Source organism: Stenotrophomonas maltophilia (assembly GCF_003970865.1).
Classification (GTDB): Bacteria; Pseudomonadota; Gammaproteobacteria; order Xanthomonadales; family Xanthomonadaceae; genus Stenotrophomonas; species Stenotrophomonas maltophilia_AR.
The window spans coordinates 1-14,071 of record NZ_RXLZ01000033.1; the positions used below are offsets into that span (position 1 = coordinate 1).

General features: G+C 66.3%; 11 protein-coding genes and 1 tRNA gene. 9 read left to right on the forward strand and 3 right to left on the reverse strand.

All coding sequences use genetic code 11. From position 1 onward, the window contains the following. Positions 1-222: 222 nt before the first annotated feature. The 3 genes from EKL94_RS12215 (at position 223) to EKL94_RS12225 (ending at position 5,443) form a co-directional block, all read left to right on the forward strand. Positions 223-3,150: a TonB-dependent receptor domain-containing protein gene (locus EKL94_RS12215; RefSeq protein ID WP_126929349.1), complete on the forward strand. Its 2,928-nt coding sequence runs from the start codon at positions 223-225 to the stop codon at positions 3,148-3,150. A 65-nt stretch (positions 3,151-3,215) separates the two neighbouring features. Then, a complete protein-coding gene (locus tag EKL94_RS12220; RefSeq protein ID WP_126929312.1) occupies positions 3,216-4,571 on the forward strand; it encodes a Gfo/Idh/MocA family protein in 1,356 nt (451 codons plus the stop codon). Positions 4,572-4,747: 176 nt separating this feature from the next. Continuing rightward, the gene (locus tag EKL94_RS12225; RefSeq protein WP_126929313.1) at positions 4,748-5,443 is read left to right on the forward strand and encodes a DKNYY domain-containing protein; all 696 of its coding nucleotides are present in this window, start codon (positions 4,748-4,750) and stop codon (positions 5,441-5,443) included. Between the two features lie 156 nt (positions 5,444-5,599). Here the strand turns inward: EKL94_RS12225 and EKL94_RS12230 are convergent. Continuing rightward, positions 5,600-5,676, reverse strand: a tRNA-Arg gene (locus EKL94_RS12230). A 149-nt stretch (positions 5,677-5,825) separates the two neighbouring features. On the opposite strand from EKL94_RS12230, the gene ubiA reads away from it, so the two are divergent. The 3 genes from ubiA to EKL94_RS22415 all read left to right on the forward strand — a co-directional run bounded on the left by ubiA (position 5,826) and on the right by EKL94_RS22415 (position 8,747). Beyond that, positions 5,826-6,719, forward strand: a complete 894-nt coding sequence (gene ubiA / locus EKL94_RS12235; protein ID WP_126929314.1) for a 4-hydroxybenzoate octaprenyltransferase — start codon at positions 5,826-5,828, stop codon at positions 6,717-6,719. Positions 6,720-6,888: 169 nt separating this feature from the next. After that, a complete protein-coding gene (locus tag EKL94_RS12240; RefSeq protein ID WP_126929315.1) occupies positions 6,889-8,313 on the forward strand; it encodes a short-chain fatty acid transporter in 1,425 nt (474 codons plus the stop codon). A 272-nt stretch (positions 8,314-8,585) separates the two neighbouring features. Beyond that, complete coding sequence (locus tag EKL94_RS22415) at positions 8,586-8,747, forward strand: hypothetical protein (RefSeq protein WP_010482135.1); 162 nt, start codon at positions 8,586-8,588, stop codon at positions 8,745-8,747. A gap of 54 nt (positions 8,748-8,801) precedes the next feature. Here the strand turns inward: EKL94_RS22415 and EKL94_RS12245 are convergent, their stop codons facing one another. Then, positions 8,802-9,428, reverse strand: a complete 627-nt coding sequence (locus EKL94_RS12245) for a YiiX/YebB-like N1pC/P60 family cysteine hydrolase (RefSeq protein WP_126929316.1) — start codon at positions 9,426-9,428, stop codon at positions 8,802-8,804. Between the two features lie 82 nt (positions 9,429-9,510). Between EKL94_RS12245 and EKL94_RS12250 the strand changes: the two genes are divergently transcribed. The 3 genes from EKL94_RS12250 to EKL94_RS12260 all read left to right on the forward strand — a co-directional run bounded on the left by EKL94_RS12250 (position 9,511) and on the right by EKL94_RS12260 (position 13,329). Further along, a complete protein-coding gene (locus tag EKL94_RS12250; RefSeq protein WP_126929317.1) occupies positions 9,511-10,011 on the forward strand; it encodes a hypothetical protein in 501 nt (166 codons plus the stop codon). Positions 10,012-10,084: 73 nt separating this feature from the next. After that, complete coding sequence (locus EKL94_RS12255; protein ID WP_126929318.1) at positions 10,085-11,923, forward strand: M3 family metallopeptidase; 1,839 nt, start codon at positions 10,085-10,087, stop codon at positions 11,921-11,923. Between the two features lie 2 nt (positions 11,924-11,925). Further along, positions 11,926-13,329 (forward strand): TPM domain-containing protein, encoded by a 1,404-nt coding sequence (locus EKL94_RS12260; RefSeq protein ID WP_440087510.1) that lies wholly within the window; start codon positions 11,926-11,928, stop codon positions 13,327-13,329. A gap of 1 nt (position 13,330) precedes the next feature. Here EKL94_RS12260 and EKL94_RS12265 read toward each other — a convergent pair whose 3' ends face one another. Beyond that, positions 13,331-14,002: a VOC family protein gene (locus EKL94_RS12265; RefSeq protein ID WP_126929319.1), complete on the reverse strand. Its 672-nt coding sequence runs from the start codon at positions 14,000-14,002 to the stop codon at positions 13,331-13,333. Between the last annotated feature and the right edge of the window lie 69 nt (positions 14,003-14,071).

The window sequence follows — 14,071 nt, forward strand, 5'->3', positions numbered from 1 at the left end:
CGGGCCAGAAGAGGCGTGTGTGCAGGGGGAGGGGTGAGTGGGCGACGGAGGGGGACGGGGCCGACCGGGACGGAAAACGGGACCGAACCTGGTGGCACCAAACGGGAGTGCGGGCTGCGGGTGGGGGAAAACGGGGAAAGGGCCCGGGCGGTGGACCTGTCGCGCCTGCCGGCACCAGTCCTGCAGCGCTTCTGCGAACTCCCCTGTCGCTCGATCGCTCCGCTGACGCTGGCCATTGCCGGCGTGCTGCTGTCGGTCGCCGTTCCTGCCTTCGCCCAGGAGAGCAAGGACAAGGCCACCGACCTGGCCCGTATCGAGGTCACCGGTTCCAACATCCGCCGCACCGACGTTGAAACCGCCTCGCCAGTGCAGGTGATCAGCAAGCAGGACATCCAGAACATGGGTGCGCGCACGCTGCTGCAGGTGCTCGACAACCTGCCGGCCGCACGCCCGGCGCAGCAGGATGCGCGTTCGCTGTTCACCGGTTCCGACGGTGCTTCGCAGGCGAACCTGCGTGGTCTGGGCGCCCAGGGCACGCTGGTGCTGCTGAACGGTCGCCGCCTGTCGTACTACGGTGCACCCGCCGGCTTCCAGACCCAGTTCGTCAACATCGACGCGATCCCGGCTGCGGCCATTGAGCGCATGGAAGTGCTGACCGACGGTGCCTCGGCGGTGTACGGCACCGACGCGGTGGCCGGCGTGATCAACGTGATCACCAAGCGCAACTTCCAGGGGGCCGAGGTCAGCTTCACCAACGACACCTCCTCGCGCATCGACTCCTACGGCGAGCGCCAGGCCAGCATCACCGCCGGCTTCGGTGACCTGACCGAAAACCGCTTCAACATCTACGGCGCGGTGAACATGTACCGCCGCGACGCGATTCCGCTGAGCGACTTCTACGACAAGCGGCCCGACCAGTACTACGTCAACAAGCCGAACTACCTCAACGACCTGCGCCTGGGCGTGGGCAGCAAGCCGGGCGAGTTCAATCCGGGCAGCTACTTCGCCTTCGATCCGGTCACCGGCCGCCGCGTGCAGGAAGCTGCGCCGGGCTGCAAGAACGTGCTGACCAGTGAAGCGGCCGGTCCGCGTTGCGTCTGGGAAACCTGGATGAACAACGAGATCGATGCCGGCGCCAAGTCCGAGCGCAACACCGCCTACCTCAACGGCACCTTCCTGGTCGGTGACAGCACCGAGATCTTCGCCGAGGCGACCTACACCGATATCGACCTGCGCGCCAACGGCGGCACGCCGCGCACCTACGGCACCACCACCGGCAACCCGACCAGCTGGTTCTCGCGCAACACCGGCAACAACGTCAACCAGTTCCTGTACCCGTTCCTGGGCCCGAACAACGAGTACAACCACGCCAGCCCGGAAATGAAGGCGATGATGGGCGGTGTGGTCGGCCTGAACTACCTGCTGCAGGATGCCGGCCCGAACTACTTCGGCCAGCGCAACACCGACAAGAGCTACCGCGTGCTGGCCGGTGCGCGTGGCAACCGGGGCGACTGGAACTGGGAGACCGCGTTCGCCAGCGCCGGTACGCACTCCACCACGTACCAGACGATCAACGTCAACATCAAGGGCTTCGAGAAGGCGTTCGGCCCGTACTCGATCGATCCGGGCACCGGCCGCGTGATCATCTCCGACCACCCGGCGTACAAGTTCGGCGAGATCAGTGAAGCCAACGCCGCATTGATCCGTGAAGCGTTCCCGACCTTCGACATCCAGTCGTGGACCCGCCTGCACACCCTGGACGGCAAGATCGAAGGCCCGCTGTTCCAGCTGCCGGCCGGCGAAATGCGCGCCGCGTTCGGCTTCAATGCCAGCCGCGAAACCTTCTACACCCCGGGCAACGCTGATGCGGCCAACGGCCTGATCTCCCAGCAGGGCGGCTCCTGGTTCGACGGCAAGCGCAACACCTACGCGCTGTTTGCCGAGACCGTGGCACCGATCACCGACAAGCTGGAACTGGATGCGGCGGTGCGCGTGGACAAGTACCCGAACTTCAGCGCCAACGTGGCGCCGAAGATCGGCTTCAAGTACCAGGCGTTCGACCAGCTGATGCTGCGCGGTACCTACTCCACCGGTTTCCGCGCCCCCAGCCTGGCCGAATCCGGCAACGGCGGCGTGTTCGCCCAGCTGGGTGGCTTCCGCGACGAGCTGCGCTGCAACGAGACCAACGCCATTGCCAACCTGCTGTTGAAGTCGCAGCGGCCGGGAGATGTCGATCTGGGCAAGACCATGCTGAACGTCGATTGCAACCGCACCGTGGCACGCATGACCCAGCCGAACAAGGATCTGAAGCCGGAGAAGGCGAAGATCGCCACTCTCGGCTTCGTCTACGAGCCGGCGACCTGGTTGTCGGTGTCGGCCGACTACTGGTTCATCTACCGCGACAATGAAATCGTCGCGCCGGACTACCGCCGCATGGAAGACATCATCTCGATGTCGCGTTCGCCGATCACCGACAGCGACCGCGCCAACCTGGCGCAGCTGGCGGCGATGTGTACCGATCCGGCCAGTGGCGTGAACTGCCCGTCGACACTGCCGGGCTACTCCGCTGGCAACGTGGCCAGCGTGGTGGGCCAGTACAAGAACCGCGGCAAGACCCTGATCGACGGCTTCGACATCGATGCGCGCAGCCGCTTCTCGCTGGGTGACTGGGGCAACCTGAACATCGGCCTGGCCGCCACCATCGCCAACCGCAACCGTTTCTACATGGATGAAGCCAACGGCTGGTACTACGGCGATGTGGTGGGCTACTACAACAACCCGCGCCTGCGTGCCACGCTCAATGCCGACTGGACCTACAAGCAGGTTACCACCAGCATGTTCGTCAACTACGTGGGCGGCACCAAGTGGGCCACCGACCAGGTTGATGAGGTGAGCAACAACAAGGAAACCTGCACCGGCGGCTACCTGGCCCTGCAGAAGAGCAAGTGCGATGGCGCACCGTCGTGGTGGACCGCCAACATGAGCGTCACCTGGCGCCCGGATGATGCGTGGAACCTGAGCTTCACCGTCAAGAACCTGTTCGATCGCCTGCCGTTCTACGATCCGAACAGCTTCCTGGGTGACTCCAGTGACTACGCGACCATCTTCGGTCGTGGTTACAGTGTGACTGTCGGTTACCGGTTCAAGTAATTCCGTTTGCGTGACCTGGCGTGCCGGCTGCGGCCGGCACGCTGCCAAGAGGAGAGATGTTTGCCATGAAGCGTAGGGAATTCATCGCGGCCAGTGCCGCTGTCGCCGCCAGCAGCCTGCTGCCGCAGACCCCGGCATGGGCACGCGGGCGCAAGGTGCGCCTGGCCATGATCGGTACCGGCATGCGTGGCCTGGTGCTGCTGAAGGAACTGGTGCGCCGCGACGACGTCGAGGTGGTTGCCGTCTGCGATATCGAGCCGATCATGCTCGGCCGCGCCGTGGAGATGGTCAGCAAGGCTGGCAAGCCGGCGCCGAAGACCTACGGCCAGGATCGCGATACCAACGCCTGGAAGCGGCTGCTGGAACAGAAGGGCATTGATGGCGTGATCATCGCTACGCCGTGGGAGTACCACGCGCCGATGGCGATTGCCGCGATGCAGGCTGGCGTGGCGGTGGGCTGCGAAGTGGTGGCCGGCATCACCCTGCAGGACCACTGGGACGTGCTGAAGACCCAGCTGAGCACCGGCACCCCGTACATGCTGCTGGAGAACGTCTGCTACCGCCGCGATGTGATGGCCGCGCTGCAGATGGTGCGCCAGGGCCTGTTCGGCGAGCTGGTGCACCTGCAGGCCGGCTACCAGCACGACCTGCGCGGCGTGAAGTTCAATTCCGGCGACCCGAACCAGCCCTACGACAGTGGCGTGGAGTTCGGGCCAAAGGGCTGGAGCGAGGCCCGCTGGCGCACCGAGCATTCGGTGGAACGCAATGGCGAGCTGTACCCCAGCCACGGCATCGGCCCGTGCGCGATGTACACCGGCATCAACCGCGGCAACCGCTTCACCCACATCAACGCCTTCGCGACCAAGGCGCGTGGCCTGCACGAATACACCGTGGCCAAGAGTGGCGGCACCACCCACCCCAGCACCAAGGTGAAGTTCAAGCTGGGCGACATCGTGACCACCACGCTGGCCTGCGAGAACGGCGAGACCATCCTGCTGCAGCACGACACCTCGCTGCCGCGCCCGTACTCGATGGGTTTCCGTGTGCAGGGAACCAAGGGCCTGTGGATGGACGTGAACCATTCGATCCACATCGAAGGGCGCAGCCCGCCGCACCAGTGGGAAGAGTTCAAGAAGTACCAGGACGAATACGAGCACCCGCTGTGGAAGCAGAACGCCGACACCGCTGCCAGTGCCGGCCATGGTGGTATGGACTGGTTCGTCATCCATGCATTTGTTGAAGCGCTGAAGGCCAAGGCACCGATGCCGATCGACATCTACGATGCGGTGACCTGGAGTGCGATCACGCCGTTGAGCGAGCAGTCGATCGCCAACAGCTTCCAGACGCTGGAGTTCCCGGACTTCACCGCTGGCGCATGGAAGCAGCGCAAGCCGATTTTTGCGTTCGACGGCAAGTACTGATCTGCTCTGTGTAGAGTCGAGCCATGCTCGACTGGTTTTGAACACAACGCCGGGCACTGCCCGGCGTTGCTGTCTGCATCGGTGCATTGGCACCCGTAGAGCCGAGCCCACGCTCGGCTGTCTTTCCCGCCGGCCGCATTAAACTAGGGGCCCCACCGTTGGCGGAGCCTCAGACCATGCCATGGCAGAAGATCAGTGACCTGCCGGACCATCGATTCGTCGGTCCGTATGGCATCGAACTCTGGCGAATCCACGAAGGCCAGGTCTTCCACCAGGGTCGGTTGCTGCGCAAGGCTGACGCAGCGAGCTTCGAATTCATTCCGGCGCACTACTTCATCGGTCGCGATGCGCACGCGGTCTATCATGCTTGGACCCGGCAGACCTCCATCGACCGGGACAGCTTTCGTCAATGTGGCGCGTACTGGCTGGACAACCACGCCGTCTACTTCGAGCACGAGACCTCGCTGAAGGCGATGGCCGAGGCAGATTGCACGACGTTCCGCGATCTCGGCGGCGGCTACGGGGCCGACGACCATGGCGGCTGGTACTGCGGCCGGCGGATGAAGCACTGCCAGCGTGGCGAGCTGTTGCAAGGGGTGCCACAGGACCCCCTGTACGCCGTTGATGACAGCAACGTCTACTGCGACGGGAAGCCTCTGCCCGGGGTGGATCGTGCGCGCTGGCGGCTGCTGGACGGGTACTTCTCGGGGGATGGCAGCCGGGTCTACTATCTGGAGCGGAAGCTGCCGCGCGTGGATGTGGCGTCGTGGCGCTGGCTGGAGGGGAGCTGGTCGCGGGATGCGACACAGTTGTTCAACATGTATCTGGTCGAGAAGGACCCTGAGGTGCGGGCGCTGTATGGGTTTGAGTGACTGGGGCGCGCGAGCAGGCTCGCGCTGCCGATCAGCCATGGCGCTGTGCCGGCAGCTTAAGCGCTTGGCGGTTAGGCTCTCGGAGCCGGGGTGTTGCTGGGGGATACATCCTGCTGAGGGGCGAGGTCTGCAAGTGCAGACGGGAGCAGGGAAAGATGGCGCGCCCGGAGGGATTCGAACCCCCGACCAATGGCTTCGGAAGCCACTACTCTATCCGGCTGAGCTACGGGCGCGTTGTAGAACCACCGCGCCACCGACCAGTGCCGGGGCGGGCATCGCAGCGCCATGAGACGGTGCGGGATCGGCATTCTATCCAGTTTCGCCGAACAAATCTCCCCCCACGGGCAAAGCCCTGCCAGAGGGGCAGGAGTATCCTATCGCCATGGCTGATACCCCCCTCACTTCGCCGCAGTCGCCGGCGACGCCGCGTTGGCGGCATTACTGGAGTCTGATGCGCGCTGATCGCCCGATCGGCACGCTGCTGCTGCTGTGGCCCACCTGGTGGGCGTTGTGGCTGGCCGCGGGCGGCCTGCCGCCGCTGTGGACCCTGTTCGTGTTCACCGCCGGCGTGTGGCTGACCCGCTCGGCCGGTTGCGTCATCAACGATTACGCCGACCGCTGGCTCGACCCGCATGTGGAACGCACCAAGGCGCGACCGCTGGCCACCGGCGCAATCAGCGGCCGTGCCGCGCTCGCCTTGTTCGCCGTATTGATGCTGGTGGCGTTCGGCCTGGTGCTGACCCTGAACGGGCTGACCATCGGCCTCAGCTTCATCGGCGTGTTCCTGGCTGCCAGCTACCCGTACCTGAAGCGCTACACCCATCTGCCGCAGGTGTATCTGGGCATGTCGTTCGGCTGGGGCATCCCGATGGCGTTCGCCGCGGTGCAGGGCGAGGTGCCGATGCTGGGCTGGCTGCTGTATGCCGGCAACATCCTGTGGTCCACCGCCTACGACACCTGGTACGCCATGGTCGACCGCGAGGACGACCTGAAGATGGGCTCGCACTCCACCGCGATCCTGTTCGGCGATCTCGACCTGGTCATCCAGGCCGTGCTGTACGCGCTGTTCCTGGCCACCATGGCGCTGGTCGGCGTACGCGGCGGGCTGGGCGGGTGCTACCTGGCCGGCGTGGCCGTGGCCACTGCGCTGGTGGTCTACGAGTTCTGGATCTGCCGCAACCGCGAGCGCGGCCCGTGCTTCAAGGCGTTCCTGCACAACAACTGGGTGGGTGCCGCGCTGTTCGCCGGCATCGCCGTGGATCTGGCGCTGCGTTGAGCCCAAGGCCTGGTAGAGCCGGCCGCTGGCCGGCTGCACGACCATCCCGATTGGGAAATTGCCGGCCAGCGGCCGGCACTACCGTTCTGTGCCACCTACGACCAATAGGTGGCTGACAGCCCGCACACCACCGCCCAGAATCGAGCCATCGAACCTGGGAGGGTAGGCGATGGCCTCGACGGCAGCAGTACAGGACGGCTGGATGGCGCGCGCAGCGCTGCGCTCGGCCGCCTGGGCGGAAAAGTGGTTCCCCGACGCGTACGTGTTCGCGGTGCTGGGCGTGGTCATCGTCGCACTGGCCGCGATGGGCTTCGGCTCGACCCCGCAGGCCACTGCCAGCGCCTTCGGTGACGGCTTCTGGAGCCTGATTCCCTTCACCATGCAGATGGCCTTTGTGGTCATCGGCGGCTACGCCGTGGCGACGGCGCCGGTGGTCGCGCGCTTCATCGACTTCCTGGCCCAGGTGCCGCGCACCGGCCGCGGTGCGGTGGTGTACGTGGGCCTGGTCAGCATGCTCGCCTCGCTGCTCAGCTGGGGCTTCTCGCTGGTGTTCGGCGGCCTGCTGGTGCGCGCGCTGGCCCGCCGCACCGAACTGCGCATGGATTACCGCGCGGCCGGTGCTTCGGCGTATCTCGGTCTGGGTGCGGTGTGGGCGATGGGGCTGAGTTCCTCGGCCGCGCAGCTGCAGGCCAACCCGGCCAGCATGCCGCCAGGGCTGGTGGAGATCACCGGCGTCCTGCCGTTCACCGAAACCATCTTCCTGTGGCAGTCGATCGCGCTGACCTCGGTGCTGATCCTGGTCTCGCTGCTGATCGCCTGGTTGACCGCACCGGCCGCCGGCAGTGCCCGCACCGCTGAAGACTTCCCCGGCGCCGCGCAGGCCGAGCCGGAGCCGCTGCAGCGACGCACGCGCCCGGGCGAGTGGCTGGAGTACAGCCCGCTGCTGACCGTGCTGCTTTCGTTGCTGGCGTTCGGCTGGCTGTTCAACGAGTTCGCCAACAAGCCGGTGGTCACCGCCATCGCCAACCTCAATACCTACAACTTCATGTTCATTTCGCTGGGCCTGCTGCTGCACTGGCGCCCGCGCAGCTTCCTCAACGCGGTGGCCAAGGCGGTGCCCAGCACCACCGGCGTGCTGATCCAGTTCCCGTTGTACGGTGGCATCGCGATGATTCTCACCCACGCTGCCGGTGGCGATGGGCAGACCCTGGCGCACCGACTGTCGAGCCTGTTCGTGCACGTGGCCAGCACCGATACCTTCGCGCTGGTGATGGGCGTCTACTCGGCGGTGCTGGGCTTCTTCGTGCCCTCCGGTGGCGGCAAGTGGATCATCGAAGCGCCGTACGTGATGCAGGCCGCCAACGAACTGAAGGCACACCTGGGCTGGGCGGTGCAGGTCTACAACGCGGCCGAAGCGCTGCCGAACCTGATCAATCCGTTCTGGATGCTGCCGCTGCTGGGCGTGCTGGGGCTGAAGGCACGCGACATCGTGGGCTTCACCTTCATCCAGCTGCTGGTGCACATTCCGCTGGTGCTGGGCCTGCTGTGGCTGCTGGGCATGACCCTGGCGTATGTGCCGCCGGTGATGCCCTGAATGCAGGGTTGGCTTCCCTGCATGAGCCGGGAAGCCAGCCTCGTTCAGCGCGTGTTTCCGGCGGCGAACGCCATGAATGCGTGCAGGCTGACGAAGGCATGAGCACATGCCGAACCCGCATGAATTCTTCAGCCGCTTGTGCCACAAGGGCTTCTGCGCGTTCATTCACAGGCGTACACACAGATGTAGCCGCCCACCCACGCGTGATTAACCATTCGCTGCAGACGATGGCCACGTCCACCGCATTCCGCGAGTGGCTTTGGAGATCGGACATGGCACAGCAGAACCAGAACCCGAACCAGAAGCAGCAGGGCCAGCAGAACCAGCAGGATCAGCAGCAGGGCCGTGGCCGCGACCAGCAGCAGCAACAGCAGCAGGAACAGCAGAAGCGCAACCAGAACCAGCAGCAGGGCGGCCACGACGAAGAAGAATGACCGCGTTGCGCATGCAACGTGACCGGCAAGGCCCCGCCCCGTGCGGGGCTTTGCTTATTCCAGCACGCCGATACGCTGCAGCACCGGCGCTGCCGACATGTCGTTCGGATTGGTACCGGGCTGATCCTGCGGCACGTCCATGCCCATCCCGCGATACAGATCCACCCAGTGCTGGGCGATCTCCCCGGTCTGCGGGTTGCGGAAGTTCATCGGCTGCAATGCGAACACGTGGTGCGCACGGAAGGCGCGTTCGATGAAGTCCGAGCAGTAGTAGCTGTCCTCGCTCAACACATACGACGTGTTGTACGGCTTGCCCAGCATCGTGCGCGCGGTGGCGACCGCATCCTTGATGGCCGCCTGCTGCGGCGCGTGCAGGCGATAGACCACGATCTGCCGCTGCTTGGCGCGCGCCTCCTGGCGGAACTCGACCAGCGATTGCCGGCGCGATCCTTTCTCGTCCGCATGCAATACCTCCCAGCCCTTCGGCGTGGAAGCGACCAGGGCGACGTGATCGAAGCTGAGCGCGCCCTGCTTGCCGGTGGCATGGTCGATGGCCGCACTGAGGCCGCTGCGGCCGGCGGTGACGAACAGAAGATCGCCTTCGTGGACATCGACGGCCATCGCCACCGCTGGCCACAGGGCGGGCAGCAGCAGGCCGATCAGGAGCAGGAGGCGATGCATGAGGACTCTCGGACAGGCGGAATGCCGGAATTGTATGGTGCGCGGTAGCATGGAGCGACCGGACCGGATTCAGGATGAGCCCATGTGTCGATACCGTTCTGCCGCACTGCTGACGCTTGCCTGCGGCGCGGTGCTGGCTGCCTGCGCGCCAGCGCCGCAGACAGCGGCCGAGGCCGCGCCTGCTCCAGCCGCGTCAGTGACCACCGCCGAGCCCACACCTGCGGCTGCAGCCAGTGAATGCCCCTACCCGGAATTCGATACGTTCCTGAAGCATTTCGGCAACGAGATCGCGCTGCAGGAAAAGACCACTGCCGATCCGCTGCTGGACAGCTACATCGATGCGGAGGCCGAGCCGGAACCGCGCAAGGTGGAAAGCCGGTTGGCGCTGGCCGATGTCGAGTGGCCGGTGATGCCCGATCCTGCCGCATTGGCCGGGCAGGGCCGCGAAATGCAGGTCAGCCCCCTGGCCGATGGGCAGCGGCAGGTGCAGACCCGTACGCCGGACAGCAGCGACCAGCAGACCTATACCTTCGCGCAGGCGCCTTGCTGGACACTGGTCAAGCGTGAGGACGAGTCGATCTGACGCCTGTTCCGGCACAGGCGCGGCGGGCCAGTGGCTGCTAGGCTCGAGGCCTGGTCCAGGCAGGGAGACGCCGATGCAGGTTTTCAGGAAGTGCACCACCACCGCCGCCGTCGCCGCCGTATTGGCGATAGCCCCCTTCAGCGGCGCCCAGGCACAGCCGGTGCATGCCGATGACCGCGCCTACTTCGCCAGTGCCACCGCCGAACAGGCCGCGCGTGACGCGCTGGGCAAGCGCGTCGATGCCCTGCAGCAGGCGTCCACCCTTGCACCGGCGGAACGCTTCCAGCAGGCCGAGGTACTGGAGGCGCAGTGCCTGCGTCACCTCGGCTACCTGCACCTGCAGTCCGCCCGCAATGCCCGCGATCATCGCCCGGCACAGGCGCTGGACCAGACAATGGGGCTGTGCAGCCGCATCGCCCGCAGCGGTCGCGCTGCATTGCGTGAGGCGCCTGTGGACGCAGTGTGGGCCGCGCCCTACGGTTTCCTGCGTACGCGTGCGCTCAAGGAGGCTGCCACCCCGGCCAACGCTGTGCTGGACGAGGCGGTGGAGGCATTGGCCGATCCGGCGCTGGACAGCTTCGCGCGCCTGCGCGGGCAGATCCTGCGCAGCGCCGAGTACCCGCAGCTCGAGCACGGCGGTCGGCACTGGGACACGGGGCGCGACAAGCAGGCGCTGGCCCAGCAGCCCGACCGCGCCCTGCGCGAGGCGGGCTGGAAGGGCTACTGGCAGGGGCTGCACTCGCGCCGTGAGCCGATGGCCTCGGTGCTGCTGGGGCTGGTGCAGGTGAATGACGCCGCTGCACGCCTGCAGGGCGATGGCTCGGCGCCGGCATATGGCTACCAGCGCATGGGTCTGGATACCGCCGCGGTGGATGCAACGCTGGTGGCGATCGAACAGCACGCGGGAGACCGCCGCGCCTACCAGGACATGCTCCTGCACCACGCTGCGCGATCCGGCATCGATGCGCCGCAGATCTGGGATACCACGGTGCCCGATGCCGGCTACACGCCACCGGTGCTGACGCTGGCGCAGCTGCGCGACAACGCCGCCGATGCCATGCAGCACCTGGGGCCGGCGTACGTCGCCGAACTGCGCGCGCTGCTCGATCCGGCCAACCAGCGTATGGATCTGGCCACCGAACGCGGTGACCGCAGCCAGGACGCGTTCTCGGTGAGCGCTCCCGGTGTGCCGGCAATGCTGTTCGTTGGCGTGCGCCGTGGCGATCTGGAAAGCGATGTTGAAATCGCGCATGAAGCTGGCCATGCCGTGCATGGCGAGTGGATGCAGCGCGGTCATGCGTCGCCGCTGCAGCGCAATGGCAGCCAGTGGCTGACCGAGGCGTTCGCGATCTACAACGAGCTGCGCTTCCGCGACCAGCTGTACCAGCAGGCACAGGACCCGCGTGCCAAGGCCTACTACCTGAAATCGCTGCTGGACGACATGGTGCTGCAGCTGTTCACCTCTTCCGAGGAAGCGCAGCTGGAGCAGTCGATCTACCAGGGCGTTGCCGCCGGCACGCTGGGCACCGCCGATGACCTGGACGCGCTGACCGGGCAGGTGCTGGCGCGCTTCGGCCAGCAACCGGAGCGCTACCCGCAGCTGCGCAACACCTGGATCGGCAAGCGCCTGATGTATGAAGACCCGAACTATCTGGTGAACTACCTGTATGCGGGGCTGCTGGCCGTGCAGCTGTATGTGCAGGACCAGCGCGATCCCGAAGGGTTCCGTGCGCGCTATCTTGCCGTGCTTGGCGAGGGCTTCGATCGCGCGCCGAACGAGCAGGTGGCGCAACTGTTGGGGCACGCCCCTGACTGGGCGGCCCTGGTGGATGCCGATCTGCAGGTGTTCAACCAGACGGCGGCACAGCTGCAGGCGCTGCATGCGCGGATCGAGGCAGGGCAGGGTACGTGAGCCTGCTGCGCGCAGGACAGCAGACCGCAGCCATGACGTGGCTGTTGTTGCTGCTGTGCCTGCTGCCGATGGAGGCGCTGGCGGCGATCCCGGTCCCGGCGCTGGACGATCCTGTGGTGGACACTGCCAACGCGCTGTCCGCTGAAACCCGCACCACCCTGCGCAGGCAGGCGCTGCAGCTGCAGGTGCAGAAAGGTGCACAGCTGCAGGTGCTGGTGGTACCCAGCGTGGGCAACGAGGGCATTGAGGCCTACGCACAGCGGGTGTTCGATCAGTGGCAGCTGGGTCGCGCCGGTGTCGACGACGGTGTGCTGTTGCTGGTGGCGGTGCAGGACCGCCGCGTACGCATCCAGACCGGCTATGGCCTGGAAGGTGCGCTACCGGACGCGTACGCCGCTCGCATCATCGACAACGTGATCGTGCCGCGCTTCCGAGAGGGCGATTTCGACCAGGGCGTGCTCGATGGCACGACGATCATGGTGGCGCTGATCGAAGGCGAGGACCTGCCTGCATGGGAAGAACCGTCGGCCAGCAATGTGCTGCCTGCGGACTGGCGACGCGCAGACTCGGTGGTGGCGTTGACCCTGCTGGCCGGCTTCCTGGCCGGGCTGTGGCGCTCGCCGCCGCCTCTCCCACCTGCGAAGACCGAGGACGACTTCAGCGGCAGCCGTCGGGAGCGGCGGCGCAAGGCACTGGCCGCCAATGCGTCGGCACCGAGGCCGAGCTGGCCGACCTTGCCGGCCTGGGGGCGTCCGATGCTGCTGACAGCGGTAGTTGCCGCAGGCGCGCTGTCCGTGGCGTTGCTGCTGCCACGCCACCTGCTGCCGGGCCTGTGCTTCGTGATGGCGCTGGGCGTGCCGGTGGCGGCCCTGCTCGGCTGGTGCTGGCGTCGCAGCCGCGGGGTGCGCATCGTCCTGTGCGGCATGCTGGTACTCGGCGCGGTCTTCCTGGTGCAGGCGCTGCTTCGTGGCCAGCCGCCACCGAGCCTGGCCCGGCACCTGCTGCTGCAGGCCGCCGCGGGCGTTGTCACCCTGATGGTGTTCCTGCTGGTGCAGGCCTGTCGCACACGCTGGAAGAAGAACCGCAGCAGCTTCGTCGTGCGCATGACGGTGCTGGTGCTGTTGACCCTCGGCTACGCCGCGGGCGCGTTGCTGGCGATCCATCGTGCCGAAGGGGACGATCCACGGCTGCTGGCGATGATCGTATCCGGTGTGTGTGGCGTGCTGCTGTACTTCGTATGGTTGTTCACCATGCTGCCGGGCGAGCGCGCACGTGGCCGGGTTTCGTCACGCCGTGAACGCAGCGCGTCCAGTTCGTCATCCAGCAGTTCGTCGTCGAGCAGCTCCAGCAGCTGGTCCGGAGGCGGTGGCCGCAGCGGCGGAGGCGGTGCGTCGGGCAGCTGGTAGTTCAGGCCGCCTGTACCCGCCAGCCGAGTGCAGTGTCCTCCACAACACCCGGGCCGGCCACGTCGCCGACCTGCAGCAACAGGCCCTGCGCATTGGGCAGGTCCTTCTGCTCGGGGAACCAGCGCCGGTCCGCAGCGACCACGATCAGCAGGCCCTCGTCGTCGCCCATCGGCGCGAACTGCGGCGAAGGCGGGCTGATCGGTTGCAGGCCGAACCGCAGGCTGGACTGTTCGCGCACAGCATCGACATCGTGGCTGGGCAGGCCGACCTCGCTCAGGCAGGTCAGTTCGCTGCCGTGGAAGGCGCCCTGATGCGTACTGGCTGGCAAGCGGCGGCGGCCGATCAGTTCCAGGATCAAACCATCGGGGCCGGTGAAGTAGACCGACTGCGACTGCCAGCTGCTTTCCAGAGCGAAATAATCCAACCCTGCCGGATTGCGCTGCAGTGGCGTGCGTTCGCGCAACCAGGTCATTGCCTCGCCAAAGCGGTTGTCCGGTACGTTGAAGGCCAGGTGCACGCCTCCGACCGGATGTCCTTCAGTGGGCTGCAGTTCGATCGTGCTCCAGCCGATGTGCACATGATTGCCGACCACGCGCTGCTGCAATACATCGCGGAAGTAGCTGGACACGGTACCGACATCGGATACCGGCAGCGTGAGGTGCAACAGGCGCATGATCGATCCTCCGTGGAGCGCATGCACCGAGTGTAGACCTGGCGGGATTGCGTGGGTGTCACCGCGGGC